Origin of the sequence: Methanorbis rubei (assembly GCF_032714495.1) — an archaeon.
GTDB classification, from domain to species: Archaea; Halobacteriota; Methanomicrobia; order Methanomicrobiales; family Methanocorpusculaceae; genus Methanocorpusculum; species Methanocorpusculum rubei.
This window is the reverse complement of record NZ_JAWDKB010000001.1, coordinates 156,215-174,396: the sequence shown is the minus strand read 5'-3', so window position 1 is coordinate 174,396 and position 18,182 is coordinate 156,215. Positions and strand designations below refer to the sequence as shown.

The window sequence follows — 18,182 nt, the reverse complement described above, 5'->3', positions numbered from 1 at the left end:
CTACCGCCGAAAATTTCACTCCCGAATCTCAGGATACAGAGGATAGCGCAGACAAAACGTCGTGACCTCGTCCTTCGTCTCCGCAAGAACCGCCGCGTTCTCAACATTGTGCAGCACGCGGGAAATCCATACGCCCACCTGCTTACACTCCTCCTCACGCATACCGCGTGTGGTGATCGTCGGTGTTCCAAGCCGCAGACCTGACGTCTCAAACGGTGAGAGGTGCTGGCGGGGAATCGTATTTTTGTTCACCGTAATACCGGCACGCCCGAGGGCAATCTCAGCCTGATGACCGGAGATTCCCTGTTCTGAGAGATCCAGAAGGCAGAGGTGATTATCGGTTCCGCCGGTTACAAGTCTGAAGCCTTCATCTATCAGAGTTGCGGCAAGCACTTTACAGTTTTTCACCACTTGTTCAGCATACTCTTTGTACTCATTGCTCAGCGCCTCGCGGAAGCAAACCGCCTTTGCCGCGATAACATGCATCAGCGGGCCGCCCTGAAGACCGGGGAACACCGCTTTGTCAATTGAGTTTGCATACTCTTTACCGCACATGATCACTCCGCCGCGGGGACCGCGAAGGGTCTTGTGCGTTGTGGACGTAACATAGGTCGTCACACCGACCGGCGAGTTGTGCAGGCCGGTGCAGCAGAGGCCGGAGATGTGAGCAATGTCAGCCATGGAACGTGCGCCCACATCCTCGGCAATTTCGGCGAACGCCTTGAAGTCGATCTCACGCGGATACGCAGACGCACCGCAGACGATTAAGTCAGGCTTTACTTTGCGTGCGGTTGCTTCGATTTCCGCATAATCCAGCAGCTCGGACTCAAGGTCCACGCCGTACGAGGTGATGTTATAGTATTTGCCGGAGATATTTGCCGGGTCGCCGTGCGAGAGGTGGCCGCCGTTGTTTAAGCTCTGGCTGAGGATTTTGTCGCCGGGTTTTAAAAACGAGAGGTAGACCGCTTCGTTCGCCTGACTGCCGGAGTGCGGCTGAACATTGGCATGCTCAGCGCCGAACAGCCGACAGAGCCGGTCGCGGGCGATATTTTCAATCTGATCATGAAACTCGCATCCGCCGTAGTAGCGTTTACCCGGGTATCCTTCTGCATATTTGTTGGTGAGAATTGTCCCCATCGCTTCCATGACTTCGCGGGCAACGACGTTTTCGGATGCAATCAGTTCCAGGCCTTCAACCTGACGTTTGTACTCTTTGTTAATCAGATCCGTTATCTCAGGATCAAATTGCCGTAAAAATGACATATCGGTTGTCTGGGCAAGAAACGACATATCCCTCATATTTGTTACAGAATCATATAACCATCGCGGTCGTTGTGAGGGATCACTTTAGTAACCACGAATTGTTCACCGTTTCGTGGAAAGATGCGGAGTAAAAACGCGAATAGCGCGAAGCGGTGAGCAGGCCGCAGGCATGCGATTCGCGTTATTCGCGTTTTTGATCAGCCAGATGATCCTCAGCGAACCGGATCATTGAGTAGAGCCCGTCAGAGATCGGATGGATCTCAAGCATCGACGAAAACTCATGCACCGTAACACCTTTGCGCACCAGATATCCTAAATACGTCCCCACAAGTCCAGTCCCGGGGCCGGAGCTGGAAAAACCCACAATCTGACCGTTCGATGTATCCACATTCAGCTCCATCGTCCCAACCGACCCATCCGACACATGCCACACTGACCCGGGCCCGGCAATATTCGGCGACGCAAACGATGCTCCGCTTGCGTCCGCATCGCGGCACACCGTATAATCAAGACCCAGCACCACCGTAAACGGAATACGCGACAGATCAACAGTTCGCGAAACCCCGAGAATCGCATCAGCCGCCGCAAACCCCTGAAGACGCGACACCGGCGTAAAATACGGAGCGCCAACCACATCCCCGCACGCATACACTCCCCGGACTGACGTCTCCATTTTCTCGTTCACCACGATTGAGCCATCAGCATTCTTCAAAAATCCCCGCACATGCGGGGAGTGCGGGCGCACCCCTGTCGCAAACAGCACCGCATCGCATGCAACCGTCACGTCACCTGCGACCACACCCACCACATGATCCGACCCAAGAACCCGCCCGATTGGTGCATTCTCATAAATATGTACCGACGAAAGATCCCTGAGAGCCGCCTTATGCATCCGCTTCGGCAGCATCGAAAGAAAAGAACTTCTCGCAAACAGTGAAACCTCAACACCAAAAGAAGAAAAAATATACGCAAACTCAGCCGCAGAAATACCGCCGCCGACAATCGCCATCCTTTTTGGCAACGCAGGCATCGATCGGATCGTTCGTGCCGTGTATGTCCCAAAAAGTCCGGCACCGGACACATCAGGCACATACATCTCAGCGCCCGACGCAACAATCACCGCCTCGGCATCATCATACCGAACTCCGTCAGCAATCACCGACCGCCCCTCAACCTCCGCAGTCACCCCGTACTGTATTTTTACCCCTGCATCCAGCGTCTCACGCTCGAGAATTTTGGAGAGACGGGCCTGAACCTCTTCCAGACGCCGCATCACCTCAGGATATCGGACAGAGACGGTACCTTCAATGACACCCGTGTTTCGCAGAAACTCGGTGTCGCGAATGCTGCGGGCAACATCATTCAGCCCGCACACCAGCATACAGCCATCATGCACGCACTGGCCACCCAGCGCACGCTTCTCAAAAAGAGTAACTTCTTTGCCGGCAGAGGCAAGCCGCACAGCCGCCATCCTGCCGGCCGGACCTCCACCGACAATATAAATCATTTAGAACACTTCACAGCCTTCATCCGACGGAACAGAAAGCTCTTCGCCGGTATAGGCATTCACTTCAATAATATCCTTTTTCCCGCGAACCTGCCACACCGGCACGTACACCTTCTCAACCGTAACCTCAATATCCTCAGGTGCCGGCTTGAACTCCTTCTCCTCAGCAAAAATTGCGTCACCGGCAGTCGTCTTAATCCGCACACGCTTCGTTAACTTCTGCATCAGATCAGACCGGACTTTTTCCTCGGTATCAGCTTTTGAGTTCACCGGATTCATCACATCAGCATCAGCCGGAACGACTCCAGCGATTGGCACCACATCGCCGAAGTCAGACTCAATACCATTGATCGCATTGACCCATCCTGACCCTTCGGCATCAAAACTCACCATCTTACCCTTGTAGCTTGCTTCACCCGAACTCACATACTGATAGTACCAATACGGGATCATGCGAAGCACCGTTGGTCCTTCCTGATGAGCAATACGAACTGCGTCGCGGTCCGTGATCCGGATCGGCAGCAGCTGATCACCGCTTGCACCAGGGATCGAACCGATCGGCGAACGACCGAATGTGCTGGGTGCAGACACCGCTGACGCAACCTGATCCAGATCAAAATGCTCTGAATAAATGCGTGCCATAGCAGACGCAGCAATATACTGTTCCAGCTGCTCACGGGACCACATCTCCGCCTCTTTCGGACGGAAGTAGGCATTGCCGGTAAAAATCAGTTTATCGCACCGAACCTTGGTCTCACTGAGCATAATCGTGTACGGTGTCATATCGAACCGCTGAAGGAGATTGAGATCATCGGAACACAGGACAATCAGGCAGTCCCTGCCTCTCACTGCCGAGAGATTGAACGCTCCGGTCTCCTCTTCGGTATCATATCCTGCGGTTTCGAGAATGCGACGGATCTCAATAACTGCATTTGCGTGTACAAGTTCAACCATACTATAGTAGTACTATGGCTTTGGATACCAAAAATACTTTGCAAAACACTGGATTGATCTCCAAGCAAGTATTTATGCACTTATACTCATAAATTAGTTAGAATAACCAATTTAGGTGTTTTCTTTGAAACTTCGGAATTCAGCCCTGATAATTGCAGCATGTCTCATGCTCGTGCTCATTGCAGCACCGGTGTCCGCGGCTCAGGTTTCCTACTCAACTGCGGGAATTGAATTTTTCGCATCCGCAGATGGTGGAAATGAACTGGTCCCAGGAACCGAAACAGACTTTACGATCAAACTCACGAATAATGCCCAGTACCAGGTAGTCGCACTTGAAGGCGGCATGCAGCGCCAGTACGATGTTGCTACGCCCTATCAGCTCCGTGTCTATCTTGAGGACTCTGATGGAGTTACCGTAAAGACCGGCATGCAGACCGTTTCCCAGATCAGCCCGGGACAGAGTGCAACTCTGACCTACCGCGTGTCTGTTGATCAGTATGCAACCCCCGGACCGCGTACCATGACGGTGCATGTCATCTATAATGAACTGTACTCTGTCGAAAACTACGGCGATGCCCTTGGCTACTACTGGGTCAATGACCGGGTAAAAGATGTCCCGCTCGGAGTCTCGGTCAGATCCCAGGTGTCTCCAGAAGTTCTGTCGATTTCAGGCGATGATATCAGCGTCGGAACGTCAGGATTTTTGACCCTTGAGATCATGAATGCCGGCGGTATGGATGCAAAGAATGCCTATGGACGGCTGATCACCTCCACCGGATCAACGACCTCGGTCATTGTTCCGGTTGAGAACAGTGTGTTCATCGGCGATTTCCCGGCAGGGTCAACCCAGTCGGTTACGTTCAAGATCTCTGTTGCAAGCAATGCAGAAGTGAAGGAGTACCCGATCGGTCTGCAGATTGTGTATCAGGACAACTATGGTGTTGATCAGACTTCTTCCCCGGTTATCGTGGGAGTGCCGGTCGGCGGAAAGGTTGAGTTCAAAGTAACGAGTGTGGAGGCAGCTCTCGCACCCGGAGATAAGGGACAGGTCAAGGTCACTTACAAAAACACCGGAAACACCAAAGTTTACAGTGCAACAGCACGTCTGAGTGCAGTTGATCCGTTCTCCTCCAATGATGACTCGGCATATCTCGGTGATATGGCACCAGGAGATTCAGTCGTCGGCGTTTACGAAGTGAGTGTGGATGGTGCGGCAACTGAGAAGAGTTACGGTCTTGATACTGAGATTCGCTACCGCGATGCAAACGATAACAGTATTCTTTCCAAGTCGATGAAGGCTGTTGTTGATATTAAAGATCAGTCCGGACCGCTGTCCTTCTTCACGAGTCCGCTCTTCATTATCATTGTGCTGGCAGTCATTTTAATCGGCGGCTACTATGTGTTCATGAAGCGTAAGGGTAAGGTTTAATCCTCCCTTTTTCTTTGCTTTTTTTTATTTTCTTTCTGTTAGGAATTACGCGGTGCGATGCTGCGACATGTGGTTATTTCAAGTGAAACCAAAAACAAAAAAAAAGTTACAGCAGGCATTCAGCCTGAGTTCGTTTATGGGAACTTTTTCTGACAAGGGCAAGCACGGTCTCTTCGAGCGGAGTTTCCGGGACAAAGTCATGAGCCTCAAGGCTGATGAGAGCTGCATCAAGTTCGTTGTAGGTTATGCCAAGCTCATGCTCATCGCTCTGCCCAGGCCAGAATCCGGCGCTCGGTACTTTTTTTATGATTGATGCGGGAATTTCAAGCTCTTCAGCGACCGCGTAGACATCCTTCTTCCATAAATGCAGGAGCGGCTGGACGTCTGCTGCTGAGTCACCCCATTTGGTGGTGTAGCCGATCATGTACTCGGTTTTGTTGGAGGTTCCGCAGACGAGGGCACAACGCGATGCGGCGATGTTGTAGAGGGTTGCCATACGCAGTCGTGCGGCAAAGTTTCCGCGGAGAAGGGGGGTGTCTGTCATTCCGGGATTTTCAAATGCTGCGTCAACGAGGTCTCCAAGCGGGACGATGATCATTTCAATGCCGAATTTTTCGCAGAGCTCGGCAGTGTCGGCCTGATCCTCAAGAGAGCTTGAGGACACCGGCATGTGGACAGCGAATACATGTTCGGGCCCAAGCGCTTTTGCGGCAACCGCTGCTGCGACCGCTGAGTCGATGCCGCCTGAGACGCCGACGACGATGCCTTTTGCGCCCGACGCCCAGAGGGTCTGACGAATAAGGTCTTTCATTCGGGTAACGGCACACCCGATATCTTTACACTGCATGATTGTGTCTCTCCAAATAAAGTTCCGGCAGCTGATCAGCGATCCGTTTGAGGGCATAGGCGGCTGAAGGATGGCCAACAGAAAATGTTTTGAGAAATGCGGCGATGTCTGAAGAAAACGTGCTGGTTTTTCCAGCAGAAGAGCCGCCCACCCATCCGTGATGGCTGGCATAGAAGTAAACCTCGGTTCGCGGGATTGTTGAGAGCGGGCGGATAGTTTTTTTCTCCGGAGTCTCCAGAAGGTCAGTGGTGTTTCCAAGACACACTAAACTAAGAAGGTGTTCAGCAATATCGTCAAGGGTGTCTGCGGTCACGACTGCGGTTGCGAACGCGGTGTCTGTGACAAACGTAACGTCGCGTCGTCCTGCAAGGATTACGGATAGGAGATTTGAGAGGGCATGCGACTCGGCGCTGCCTCCCTCACCAACAAACAGTTTTTCGCCTGAGGAAATTCCGCCGCATTTTCGCACTTCGCGTTTTGCTTTTGCTTCAATGTCGGCTGCGGCGTGGCGGGGACAGAGGGCAACGCCTGCATACTCCTGCACAATGACCGCATCATTTCCGCACCGCGAGCATTTCATAGTACATCAATAGTTGGCGTTCGTCTGATATGTAGGTTGCACTGGTTTGTGTTGAGTAGGTAGGATGAGATTTTGAAACGCGAATCACATGCCTTCGGCCTGCTCACCACTGATCATCATGATACTTTTATCCCTGCAAAGTCAATCAATATCTAATGCCTTTGTCAGCCGATGACATCAAAAATCTTCACAAATACGAAATCCGCATTCTCAACGCCTTAGAGCGAATGATGCGCCGCTACCGCTGGGTCCCTGAGGACGACCTCAGAACAGCCGTTCACCTCTCCGCAAACGAAACAAAATACCGTGTCGGCAACCTCATTCACCTTGACATGGTCAGATCAGACTCAGTCCCCTACAAAGGATACTCACTCGTCTTCAAAGGCTACGACGCGCTCGCCCTCTCAGGCCTCACCGCAAAAAAATCCATATCAGCACTCGGCTCCATGATCGGCGTCGGCAAGGAATCGGAAATATACGAAGCGCTCGGCTTTGGCGTCGTCGTACTCAAACTCCACAAAATCGGCCAGCGCTCATTTCAGACCGTTCGCACCAACCGCGACTACATGCCTGAAGAAGGACACTGTCCCTGGATATTTGCCTCCGCAAAATCCGCAGCCCGCGAGTACGAAGCGCTCACCGCACTCAACGGAAAAGTCAACGTCCCGGTCCCGATCGACATCAACCGTCACGTCATCGTCATGTCCTTCATCCAAGGAGTGAACCTCAACCGCTGCCAGCTCGAAAACCCGGACGCCGTCTGGCAGGAAATACTCGAACAGGTAAAAATCGCATACAGCGAAGGCTACATCCACGGCGACCTCTCCGAGTACAACATCATGTACGACGGAGCGGTTGTCTGGATCATCGACTGGCCGCAGTGGATTACTCCGGCTCACCAGAATGCGGACGCAGCACTTCGCCATGACCTCGAAACCGTCGGCGCATTCTTCACCAAAAAGTACCAGAAAACCTACGACATCGATGAAGCACTCAGATTCGTAACCGCAGTCAGGAAGGAGGAATGAACAGACTCATCTTCGGTATCGACATCATTCGGGGTTCGGTCAGATCAGGAACCATGCGTCCCCATTATGCACTCGTTCGCGTAGCGGACGGAGTGGTCGTTTCCGAAGAAAAAAATGTCACCCAGTATCGGCTGATCCGCTATCTCAGAGCCGAACGGCCGGAGATACTCGCAGTCGACAGCATTCAGGAGATTGCGAGTGACAATGCCGCACTCTATGCGTTTCTTGCAGAAATTCCAAACGACACAAAACTTGTACAGGTAACCGGCGACTGCGTTCACATGGAAAGTCTCCCGCGGGTTGCCGCACGATACAATCTCACGTTCGATAAACAGAATCCGATTGAGGAGGCAAAAGCCTCGGCACTCCTTGCATCCTTCGGCGCAGGATACGAGGTTCTCGCCTACGAAGGCGTCACTGACATCATTGTCTCGCGATGCCGGTCGCCCGGACGCGGCGGATGGAGTCAGAATCGCTATGTCCGCAAAATGCATGGAGCAGTTCGCAGCCATGCCCGCGAGATCGAGATGAAGCTGGTTGCAGCCAACCTTGAGTACACGGTTTTGGTTCGCCGTGCGTTCGGAGGCGAAAGCCGCGTGATGTTCACGGTGTATGCACCCCGTCCCGAGATTCAGGTCTCGCCTTCCAAAGGCGGCGACACTCAGATACGCGTGAACGGTCGGCGGCGGGAGAAGCTTGAGTTCCGGCAGCTGACCCGCAAGTCAAAACATCTGATTGTGGGAATCGACCCCGGCACGACGATCGGGGTTGCAGCGCTTGATCTCGATGGAAATCTCGTCTACCTCGCAAGTACCCGTTTGTTTTCTGCTGCCGACCTCGTTGCCGAAATTGCGGGCCTTGGAAAGCCGCTGGTGATTGCGTCCGACAAGGCGGAAATGCCGTTCGGCGTGGAAAAAATCCGACGTGCATTCTCTGCGGTGGCGTGGAGTCCGAAGAAGGATATTCTGGTGAAGGAGAAGTATGCGCTTGCGAGCGGTTATGATTTCAAAAATGATCATGAACGTGACGCGCTGTCTGCGGCGATGTACGCCTACCGGACCTACAAAAATAAGTTCGACAGTATTCTCAGGCGTGCTCCGTCAGGGTTTGATATCGATGAACTGCGGGCGCAGGTAGTCCGCGGTTACTCACTCGAACAGACGCTTGCAAAGCTGTCAGGCGAAGAACCTGCTTCGCAGACGTTGCCTCAACTCTCAGAGGCTGAGGTTGAAGCTGAAGCTGTCATCTTTGATGAGCGTGATGAAAAGATCACGCGACAGGAAGAGACAATTCGCCGGATGCGGACTCTTGTTGCGACGCTGTCGCGCGAGTCAGAGGGAAAGGACAAAACGATCTCTGCTCTTCACAAGCGGCTGAATGCTGAACGGGAGGGACAGCATCAAAGAATGCTTGCATCGGTTGAAATAGCTGACCGTGACAGTGAGATTGTCTCAGTAAAAAAGCAGCTGCGAAAGGAGGAGAGACGATGTAAGAATCTTCGAACACGGCTCGACCGAATGAAGCTGTATATTTCCCTGCAGGCAGGGGAAGGCTGTTCGGCGCTGAAGATTCTGCCGCTGCTTGCCCGCGAGGCGGTTCGCGATCTTGATGAGGAGATGGGGTTGTTTGCCGAGGATCTTTTGTATGTTCTGCAGATTGACGGATGGGGGAAGTCGGTAATCCGCGATATTGCGGATGCGAAGGTGAAGGCGGTGATTCTGCCGAGGCATGTGTTTACACGTGCCCGCGAACAGCATCTGATCGAGGAGTTTCGGGAGATTGATCTGCCGATTCTCTCAGGAGCCGATCTGTCGCCGCGGGTGAAGGGAAAGATCGGTGTTGTGGATACCGCAGCTCTTGATGCGGCACTCGAGGCATGGACGGCGACGCAGACGGTCTACCGAACGCAGAAACAGAGCGAGGCGCTGGACTCGATGATGAAGGAGTATCAGGTGGAGCGAGTACGTGAGGTACGGGAGCAGGGAATTGATCCTGCGACAATTTTGCCGGAGAAGTATCTGCGAGCCGCACCTGGACAGAAGCCAAAGCCAGTGGTGAAAAAATCTGTGCCGGTCCCGCCGGTTGCGCCGACACCAGCGCCGCAGAGCGAGCCGCAAGTTTTGGCGTCTGAGCCAAAACCTGCGGAGGTACCGGAGGCGGAACCCAAAGGGGACGTTCTTTCCTCGGTGTTGACGGCGTATCGTGAGCAGAGAAAGAAGGAGATTACAGGTGATGAGTGATGGATGACCGGGAGCTTTTGGAAACGATCCGTGATCTAATCGGGCGCGATGAGACGGCAGACGACTGTGCGGCGAGTGAGTTTGAGGAAGGTAAACTCATTCAGGTTGCGACAACTGATATGCTGCATGAGACGACCGATTTTCCGAAAGGGATGACTAAGTGGGAGATGGGCTGGATGAGTGTCGCGGTGAGTCTTTCAGATGTTGCGAGCTGCGGAGCACAGCCGACGCAGGTGCTGGTGGCGGTCGGGCTTGACCGGCCTGAACGGCTGAGGCCGATCATGGAGGGAGCGGTTGCCTGTGCAAAACGGTATGGGGCAAAAATTGTCGGCGGAGATATTGACAGCCATACGGAGCTGACGATTGTAACAACCGCGCTCGGTCTTGTTCCGCGGGAGTTTTACCGCAGGCGCTCCGGAGCAAAAGTGGGGGACAGAGTCTGCTGCACCGGAGCACCGGGCGCTGCACAGGCAGGACTTGACGGGTTTACCGAGTACCGGAAAAATCTGGTGACGCCGGAGCCGCAGGTTTTCGAGGGACAAAAAATTGCGAGAGCCGGGGCAACGGCGATGATGGATGTCTCAGACGGCATTGCGGTCTCGCTGTATGACATGGGAGAAGCGTCAGGGGTCGGGTTTGTGCTGTATGATGAGCTGCCGACGCTGGCGATCTCTGATGCGGAGAAATATTTCCTCTATGGCGGGGGAGATTTCGGTCTGCTGTTTACGATTTCCCGGGAGAATTTGGCGCGACTTGATGTGCCAGCGTCGGTCATCGGCGAGGTTGTTGAAGGAAGCGGTGTTGTGCGTGGTGGGAGGACGGTTGAAAACCGCGGCTATGCACATGTTTGGGAGTGAAACACGAATCGTATGCCTTCGGCCAAACGCGAATGGCGCGAATAAAAAATCGCCAATGGCGATTTTTCAAAAAAAGAAATTATCTGCATTTTTCTGAACGAGCAAATCTATTTTAAAAATAAATAAAATCTTAAAAATCGCCATTGACGATTTTTTATTCGCGTCATTCGCGTTTCAAAATAATAATTCAAAAAAAATTATTTCCGATGCAGAAACAGTTTCGGAAACTTCATCGCAATCCAGGGATTATTCTTCAACATCGCCGCAAGCACCGACGGCACCGTCACCTCATTCAGCTGAAGATCCGGAACCGACTCGATGACCTCGGCAAGCATCGCATCATCCATCCGGAAAAACACATCACGGATCAGATACGACCGCGACAAAAATTTTCCCATCCGGCTCGACCGCCATGCCGCATCATACACCATCAGCGCCTTCTTCGAACAATCGTTCCGAACAACAGCATCAGCCGCCGTCCTGCCCGCAAGCTGTCCGGAAAAAAGCGCCTGATAAATTCCGCCGCCCGTGAACGGATCCGACATACGTGCCGCATCGCCGCAGATGATCAAAGAGTCCGCAGCCGTACAGGAAAGTGGTCTGCATGTTGAAACACCGCCGACAATCAGCTCCGTAACCTTGCCGTTCGGAAAATTTTTCTCCATATATCGGTCAAGATAATCCTTCGCCCGATGACCGTCGCCTGACTTTGTCCCGGGAATCCCGATACCAATGTTCGCCGTCCTCGGGCCTTTCGGAAAAATCCAGATATAGCCATGCGGGCACTCAGCATTGCTCCAGAAAAAGACATTCATCTCAGGATCAATATCGATATCAGTCACCAGATACTGCACACAGGAATCCAGATCAGCAAGCGGCACCGTTGTATCAATCCCTGCAACTTTTGCAAACTTCGACTCAACACCGTCAGCTGCGATCACCACTTTCGCACGGACCGTGTGAGAAACTCCATGCTGATGAATCACGGCCCCTGCAATGCGGTTGTCTTCAACAAACGGCACCGCACGTGCATGAACCGCAACTTCGACTCCAGCATCTGCAGCACGCATCACCAGCTCGCGGTCAAATATCTTCCGATCCAGCGTGTAGCCAAGCACCTCATCATCGGATTTGCCGGAAATAAGAAAATTTGCGCCGCCCGGACCCATAAATCTCGCCCGTCTGATAACTGCCGAAATCCATTTTGGATCAGGAGTCGTAAACTCCAAAAGATCCCTTGTCACAATCCCTTCCGCACACCGGACCGGAGCACCGACCGCCGGACGTTTCTCCACAAGAAGAACAGACGCGCCGCATACCGCCGCCTCTCTCGCAGCCATCGCACCCGCAGGCCCTGCGCCGACTACCACAACATCATACGCGTCTTTCATCGTACCTGAAAAAAATAATTTTGGTTAGAGTGCTTTCAGCAGATGCGGCAACTCAAGAGCCAGCCACGGATTTGCCTTGAAGATAGCAAGCACCAGCTTTCTCACGCTCAGATCATCGATCTGCATATCGCTCATCGAGTGAACAATCGAGTTCAGCTTTTTGTCATCCATCTTAATAAACGACTCCTTCACCGCATAATTGCGGGCAAGCGTCGTGCCGACCGGACCGTCACGCCAGGTCTTATCATAGATCATCAGCGCCTTCTTGGAGCTGTCGCCGTTCTTAATTGCCGTTGCCGCAATGTTTCCGGCGAGATTTCCGGTGTACATCGCATTGTAGATACCGCCGCCCGTGATCGGATCAGACAGACGTGCAGCGTCCCCGACAACAATCAAATTGTCAGCAACCGTGCACTCAAGCGGCTTGCAGACCGACACACCGCCAACGATCAGCTCGGTGACTTTACCGTTCGGGAACTCTTTTGCAAGATACTTGTCAAGGTAGTCCTTTGCACGGTGGCCTTCGCCGGACTTTGTACCGGCAATACCGATACCGATGTTCGCACATCTGGGGCCTTTCGGGAAAATCCAGATGTATCCCCAGGGACATGCTTCGTTGGAGACATGGAACACATTTGCCTTGTTATCGAAGTCAATATCATTGACAATATACTGGGCACAGGTTTCCAGCTCCCAGAGTGGCACGGTCGTATCAATACCGGCCCACTTCGCAAACTTCGACTCAACACCGTCAGCTGCGATCACGACTTTTGCACGAACCTCATAGGTTTTGCCGTGCTGGTGAATGACTGCACCGGCAAGTTTACCTTCGATAATAATCGGGGCTGATGCACGTGCATGCACCTGAATTTCTGCACCTGCCTCTGCCGCACGCCAGATAAGCTCGCGGTCGAAGATTTTGCGGTCCAGCACATATCCGACTTTACCGCCGGCAGCCTCGCCGCCGATCGTGAACTTCGTTCCGTCCGGACCAACAAGCACTGCACGTTCAATGTCTGCTGAGATCCATTTCGGATCAGCAGCGATAAACTCAGCGAGAGCTTCTTTACCAATGCCTTCCGCACAGCGGACCGGTGCACCAATAGCAGGACGCTTCTCCACAAGGAGAACCGACAGACCTGACTCTGCCGCAGCCTTTGCGGCAAGAGCTCCTCCCGGACCTCCGCCAACAACTAAAACGTCGTATGTTTCCTTCATTTCTCCACCCATTCAATAGCACCAAGAGGACAGACGGTCGAGCAGATCTTGCATTTGTCTTTACAGGTATCGGCATCAACAGTCAGGTACGCGTCAATGAGTTCAAGCGAACCCTGCGGACACACGGACACACATGCTCCGCAGTAGCCGCAAACGTCTCTACGAATATTGATCATTGCTTTATTATTTGGGAGGCGCAACGCATAAACTCTCTGGATGAGAAAAAGGTAAGGAGTATGGAAGAGGATACGCCAAAACCCGGACTTATGTACATCGTGCTGATGATTGTTGCAGTTGCCTGCGTCATCTATGGTATATCACTGATGCTTTAAAATCCGAAGATTGCCTGAGCCACAACATAACATATTCCAGAAACCGCTGCCGCCGCAGGAATGGTCAGAACCCATGCCGTTATCATCTGACGGACCGCTCCCCATTTTACCGCGCCGGTTCCGCGGGTCACGCCGGTTCCCATGATGGTTCCTGTCGCAACATGCGTGGTTGAGACCGGAACACCGAACATGGTCATAAATGACAGCACAAGACCGCCGGACATTGATGCCGAAAATCCCTGATAGGGCTGAATTTTGGTGATACCGGTACCCATTTTTTTGATAACCTTCCATCCGCCGGAGAGAATACCAAGAGAGATTGCAACAGCCGAGAGTATAATAACCCATAACGGCAGCTCGCCGTCCGCGGCAATGATGCCTGCCGCGATCAGAATTGCCATGATGATACCCATGGCATTCTGGGCATCGTTGCCCCCAAGACTCATTGCCTGAAATCCTGCACCGACAATCTGAGCACGTTGGAACCATTTGTTCATCTTGGAAGGATGACGGGTGTTTGCCATGACTTTGGTGACGAGGGTCGTGAAAAAGTAGGACACGATCAGACCGAGCGCCGGAGAGACACAGATGAAGAGAAGGATTGCAAGCAGACCTTTGATCACGAACAAGTCAAGGATCATAAGCAGCGGTATTGCAATAATCGCGCCAGCGCATGCACCGAGGATGACAAAAGTTTTGATCTTATCATGGGCGAGGAAGGCGACGAGCGCCATGATAAGTCCGCCGACCAGAGCGCCTGCGGCAATGTAGATGATCGTCCATGTGGTCATGGTCGGGTCAGGCCAGAACACTGCAGACACTCCGCCTGCGGCGAGACCTACACCGATCAGTCCGCCGACGAGCGCATGGGATGAAGAGACAGGAATGCCGTACTGCGAGCAGGAGTTAACCCAGAGCACTGCTCCGATAAGTCCGATGAAAAGTAAAACAGGTGTGAAAATTCCCGGGTCAATAATTCCCTTGCCGATAGTTTTTGCAACAGCGGTTGAGAAAATAAAAGGACCCGCAAGACAACAAATTGACGCGATAATAATCGCGGTTCGTGGAACAAGTGCACGGGTTGCGATGACGGTGGCTATCGTGTTTGACGCGTCGTTTCTTCCATTGGAAAAGTTGAACGCGAGTGCAATTATGATGCCGAGAATGATGATGATGGTGTTTGCATCCATTGAACTCACGTGTGACGGATTAGGATCGAGGCAAAGACATCGGCGACATCCTCACATTTGTCGGTTGCAATCTCAAAGTGTTCGTAGATGTCCTTGAGTTTGATGATGATGACCGGGTCTTTGGTCTTGAACAGATTCTGCAAGGCTTTTGACAGAATTTCGTCGGCCTGGTTTTCCAGTCGGTTGATCTCAATGCAGCAGCCTTTGATGGTTTCCGGATCGTTTAAGGTGCGAAGCCCGGCAACACCGGTCCGGATTTCTTCAGCTGCCTGACGGATGACCGAGGCAAATCCGATCATGAACTCATCAGGCTGTTCGATCTCATAGATCAACAGCATGTTGGTTCCTGAGTCGATGAAGTCGATCACGTCATCGAGGGCAGTGGTAAGGCGGGAGATCTCTTCTGGTTCTATTGGGGTGATGAAGGTGCGGTTCAGTTCCTCATACGCCCGGTGCGCCATTGCGTCGCCGCGGTGTTCGAGGTCCTTCATCTGTCGGTATTTTTCTGGAATGTCGGTGTAGTCGGTGAAAATATTCTGTAAAAGATCGGCTGCTTCACAGACGATCTCCGCCTGTTCTTCGAAGAGCTCAAAAAAGATTTTATCCTGCGGGACAACCCAGCTTTTCAACCCCATGAACACGTAACCTCTATACAAGATACATGGTAGGGTATCTGACATGAACCTTTGCCTTTGCCGACTACGTCGTTTTCTTCGTTAATCAACAATAATAGCTCGTCATTTGTCGTATATTTCTTTCGCGAAAAATGCCTGAGAAAGTGATGCAGGGAGAAAAATTTCGTCAGATTTTGAAAAAAATCATGATGAAATATTTTTCAAATAAAAGTCGAGTTGTGTAATTTTGATACAGGGACTTTACTTGGAACAACCCCTGCCGAATACTACTTATCAGAGGTGAACATATGTGGATGAAGAGATAGCCATGCAGTATTTTTCGTACGGAGAAAAAGAGATTGCCAGACTTGCAGCAGAGGATCCGGTTCTCGGAGCTGCAATGGACCGACTTGGGCGCCCTGACCGCGTAATATTCCCTGATCTCTTCTCTGCACTGATCAGAAGTGTGGTTGGCCAGCAGATATCAACCAAAGCCGCAGATACCGTGTGGAACAGAATGCAGGACGCTTTGGGAAACGACATCACGCCTGATGTGATAGCTTTGGCAGGAGCTGACGAGATACAGCAGTGTGGGATGTCAAAGAGAAAGGCAGGCTACATATGCGGCATTGCTGACGCCGTTGCCGCAAAAAAAGTTGACATCTCCACATTCAGGAAAAAAAGCGATGAAGAGATCATCAAAGAGCTGACGGTGCTGCCCGGTGTCGGTGTGTGGACAGCAGAGATGATGCTCCTTCTCTCGATGGAGCGGCCTGATGTGCTGAGCTGGAATGATCTCGGCATTCGGCGAGGCATCATGCGGCTGTATGATATGCCGTCGCTGTCGAAATCAGAGTTTGAAATTCTGCGAAACCGCTACTCGCCGCACGGAAGTGTTGCTTCGATCTATTTGTGGGAAATAGCCCATACTGATTGTTGGTAATTTTATCAAACAATGATTTTTTTACAATATCTATTCTCTTTAATAGTATTCTGCCGTAATTAGTATGTATGAGACCCATGCGGCGTAAAGCCTCACAGCTTTCAGACTCTGATGCAAGAGATATTCTGCAGAACGGAGTCTGGGGAACGCTTGCCACCGTGGACGCCGACGGCCAGCCGTATGCAATTCCGCTGAACTATGTTCTGGTAAACAATGTCATCTACATCCACTCGGCTCACGAAGGACATAAAATCGATAATCTGAAAGAAAATCCGAAGGTGTCGTTCGCGGTTGTCGGATTTGAAGAGATGATGGCTGATAAATTTGATACACGATACCGCTCAGCAGTTCTCTTCGGCACCGCACGAGTGGTAGAAAATCCTCAGGAGAAACAGGCAGCCCTTGAGGCACTGATGAATAAGTACTCCGCTGCCTTTCATGACGAAGCGATTGAGTACATCCGCAAGAACAGCGACAAAACAACGGTTGCGGCTATTGAAATAGTTCACGTCACCGGCAAGGAAGGAAAGTAAGATTGTATGATGTGATCATCTCCGGAGCAGGGGCGGCAGGCTGCGTTGCGGCAAAATTACTTGCTGATGCCGGCTACTCGGTGTTGGTCGCCGAAAAAATGTCTCTGCTGCGGGAAAAGTCCTGCAACGGAATACTGATCAGAAAGTCAATAGCTATTACTGAACATGTGTTCGGCCAGATTCCGCAGGCCGTGCGCTGCAATCCTCAGATCAATAAGGGTTTTACCCTGTTGAACGAACAGCGGGTGAAGTCCACGGTTGAGGGACATGGGATGAATGTCTGGCGCAATCTGTTTAATTACTGGATGGCTGTAGAGACCGAAGACGCGGGAGCCAGGGTTTTGGAGAAGACGGAGGTGATCGATTTTCGAATCGAAGAAGATCATGTCGCGGTAAGTCTGCTTGGTAAGAAAACCAGGACGGAAAAGGGACGGGTTCTTCTTGGATGCGACGGAGTGACGGGTGCTGTTCGAAAGACGCTGCGAAACCGTCCGGGGGATAGTATTGCAACATACCAGACTTTTTCTCCGGGATCAGTTGATCTTGACCCGGACTACTTTCATGCCTATCTTCAGCCTGAGTACTCCGGGCATGCGGCATGGTGCTGCATCAAGGATGAGTTCGTGGTGATCACAGTGAGTGGGCGCGACCCCTCAATGCTGCCGGAATATTATCAGAAGTTCACCGAGTATCTCGTCAAAGAGTTTGATGCAGAGCTTGGTGATGTGCAGTGGGAGGAGTATGGTCTGCTTCCTGATGTTGCGCCAACGAATCCGGTTGATATTGGGGAAGGCAGGATTTTTTTTGCAGGGGACGCAGCAAATTTTTTAACTCCGGTGTGTGAAGGAATTTCTCCAGCGTTTATGAGCGCTTATGCGTTCGCAGAGGCATACAAGAGAATCTGCAAACCGGGCGAGGATCCCAATCCAGAGAAGCTGCGGGATGAGTATGAGAGAAATCTTGCGTCAAGCAGGGAACACATGTACCAGCAGTGGAAGATGCTCGGGTATGCGTCACCGAGGTTTGCGTATCTCACGAATGTCTGAATTCTGCCTTGTGTAGAATAAACGCGAATGGTGCGAATGAAAAATCGCCAATGGCGATTTTTACGATGAAAATAATGTGGTTCGATTTTTTTAGCGGACCAAGCCCAAAGCCACAAAGGGATGAGAGCGACCCTGTTTGCAGGGGAGCGGCCGCATGCCTTCGGCCTGCTTCATTCCCCACTGCATGGGTCATCAGTTTAATCCTGTGGG

At 52.0% G+C, this 18,182-nt stretch carries 17 protein-coding genes; 7 read left to right on the top strand and 10 right to left on the bottom strand.

Annotated features, from left to right (window positions below; translation table 11 throughout):
* Positions 1-15 precede the first annotated feature (15 nt).
* The 3 genes from glyA to McpCs1_RS00910 form a co-directional block, all read right to left on the bottom strand.
* A complete protein-coding gene (glyA, locus tag McpCs1_RS00920) occupies positions 16-1,263 on the bottom strand; it encodes a serine hydroxymethyltransferase (RefSeq protein ID WP_338095576.1) in 1,248 nt (415 codons plus the stop codon).
* Positions 1,264-1,444: 181 nt separating this feature from the next.
* Complete coding sequence (locus tag McpCs1_RS00915; protein ID WP_338095379.1) at positions 1,445-2,770, bottom strand: FAD-dependent oxidoreductase; 1,326 nt, start codon at positions 2,768-2,770, stop codon at positions 1,445-1,447.
* Positions 2,771-3,724 (bottom strand): hypothetical protein, encoded by a 954-nt coding sequence (locus tag McpCs1_RS00910; RefSeq protein ID WP_338095378.1) that lies wholly within the window; start codon positions 3,722-3,724, stop codon positions 2,771-2,773.
* A 124-nt stretch (positions 3,725-3,848) separates the two neighbouring features.
* Between McpCs1_RS00910 and McpCs1_RS00905 the strand changes: the two genes are divergently transcribed.
* Positions 3,849-5,153, top strand: a complete 1,305-nt coding sequence (locus tag McpCs1_RS00905) for a COG1361 S-layer family protein (protein ID WP_338095377.1) — start codon at positions 3,849-3,851, stop codon at positions 5,151-5,153.
* 106 nt (positions 5,154-5,259) lie between these two features.
* Here the strand turns inward: McpCs1_RS00905 and nadE are convergent, their stop codons facing one another.
* Positions 5,260-6,000 (bottom strand): NAD(+) synthase, encoded by a 741-nt coding sequence (gene nadE, locus McpCs1_RS00900; protein ID WP_338095376.1) that lies wholly within the window; start codon positions 5,998-6,000, stop codon positions 5,260-5,262.
* Positions 5,990-6,580 (bottom strand): adenine nucleotide alpha hydrolase family protein, encoded by a 591-nt coding sequence (locus tag McpCs1_RS00895; RefSeq protein WP_338095375.1) that lies wholly within the window; start codon positions 6,578-6,580, stop codon positions 5,990-5,992. Before McpCs1_RS00895 ends, nadE begins: the two co-directional genes overlap by 11 nt.
* A gap of 155 nt (positions 6,581-6,735) precedes the next feature.
* On the opposite strand from McpCs1_RS00895, the gene McpCs1_RS00890 reads away from it, so the two are divergent.
* From McpCs1_RS00890 to thiL, 3 genes are read left to right on the top strand one after another with little or no spacing between them, the layout of a single operon-like run.
* Positions 6,736-7,608 carry an RIO1 family regulatory kinase/ATPase domain-containing protein gene (locus McpCs1_RS00890; RefSeq protein ID WP_338095374.1) on the top strand — a complete coding sequence of 291 codons (873 nt, stop codon included), beginning with the start codon at positions 6,736-6,738 and terminating at the stop codon, positions 7,606-7,608.
* Positions 7,605-9,848: a DUF460 domain-containing protein gene (locus tag McpCs1_RS00885; protein WP_338095373.1), complete on the top strand. Its 2,244-nt coding sequence runs from the start codon at positions 7,605-7,607 to the stop codon at positions 9,846-9,848. The genes McpCs1_RS00890 and McpCs1_RS00885 overlap by 4 nt, the downstream gene beginning before the upstream one ends.
* Complete coding sequence (thiL, locus tag McpCs1_RS00880) at positions 9,848-10,705, top strand: thiamine-phosphate kinase (protein WP_338095372.1); 858 nt, start codon at positions 9,848-9,850, stop codon at positions 10,703-10,705. The genes McpCs1_RS00885 and thiL overlap by 1 nt, the downstream gene beginning before the upstream one ends.
* A gap of 197 nt (positions 10,706-10,902) precedes the next feature.
* Here thiL and McpCs1_RS00875 read toward each other — a convergent pair whose 3' ends face one another.
* The 5 genes from McpCs1_RS00875 to McpCs1_RS00855 form a co-directional block, all read right to left on the bottom strand.
* Positions 10,903-12,096 carry an NAD(P)/FAD-dependent oxidoreductase gene (locus tag McpCs1_RS00875; RefSeq protein WP_338095371.1) on the bottom strand — a complete coding sequence of 398 codons (1,194 nt, stop codon included), beginning with the start codon at positions 12,094-12,096 and terminating at the stop codon, positions 10,903-10,905.
* A gap of 24 nt (positions 12,097-12,120) precedes the next feature.
* Entirely contained in the window at positions 12,121-13,314 is a 1,194-nt protein-coding gene (locus McpCs1_RS00870; protein ID WP_338095370.1) for an NAD(P)/FAD-dependent oxidoreductase, read from the bottom strand.
* The gene (locus tag McpCs1_RS00865; RefSeq protein ID WP_338095369.1) at positions 13,311-13,490 is read right to left on the bottom strand and encodes a 4Fe-4S binding protein; all 180 of its coding nucleotides are present in this window, start codon (positions 13,488-13,490) and stop codon (positions 13,311-13,313) included. The genes McpCs1_RS00870 and McpCs1_RS00865 overlap by 4 nt, the downstream gene beginning before the upstream one ends.
* Before the next feature lie 152 nt (positions 13,491-13,642).
* On the bottom strand, positions 13,643-14,836 hold the full coding sequence (locus tag McpCs1_RS00860) for an inorganic phosphate transporter (protein WP_338095575.1): 1,194 nt from the start codon (positions 14,834-14,836) through the stop codon (positions 13,643-13,645).
* 5 nt (positions 14,837-14,841) lie between these two features.
* Complete coding sequence (locus McpCs1_RS00855; RefSeq protein ID WP_338095368.1) at positions 14,842-15,471, bottom strand: DUF47 domain-containing protein; 630 nt, start codon at positions 15,469-15,471, stop codon at positions 14,842-14,844.
* Positions 15,472-15,760: 289 nt separating this feature from the next.
* On the opposite strand from McpCs1_RS00855, the gene McpCs1_RS00850 reads away from it, so the two are divergent.
* The 3 genes from McpCs1_RS00850 (at position 15,761) to McpCs1_RS00840 (ending at position 17,972) form a co-directional block, all read left to right on the top strand.
* A complete protein-coding gene (locus McpCs1_RS00850; RefSeq protein ID WP_338095367.1) occupies positions 15,761-16,393 on the top strand; it encodes a DNA-3-methyladenine glycosylase family protein in 633 nt (210 codons plus the stop codon).
* 77 nt (positions 16,394-16,470) lie between these two features.
* The gene (locus tag McpCs1_RS00845; RefSeq protein WP_338095366.1) at positions 16,471-16,926 is read left to right on the top strand and encodes a pyridoxamine 5'-phosphate oxidase family protein; all 456 of its coding nucleotides are present in this window, start codon (positions 16,471-16,473) and stop codon (positions 16,924-16,926) included.
* Positions 16,927-16,937: 11 nt separating this feature from the next.
* The gene (locus McpCs1_RS00840; protein ID WP_338095574.1) at positions 16,938-17,972 is read left to right on the top strand and encodes an NAD(P)/FAD-dependent oxidoreductase; all 1,035 of its coding nucleotides are present in this window, start codon (positions 16,938-16,940) and stop codon (positions 17,970-17,972) included.
* The last annotated feature ends 210 nt before the right edge of the window (positions 17,973-18,182 follow it).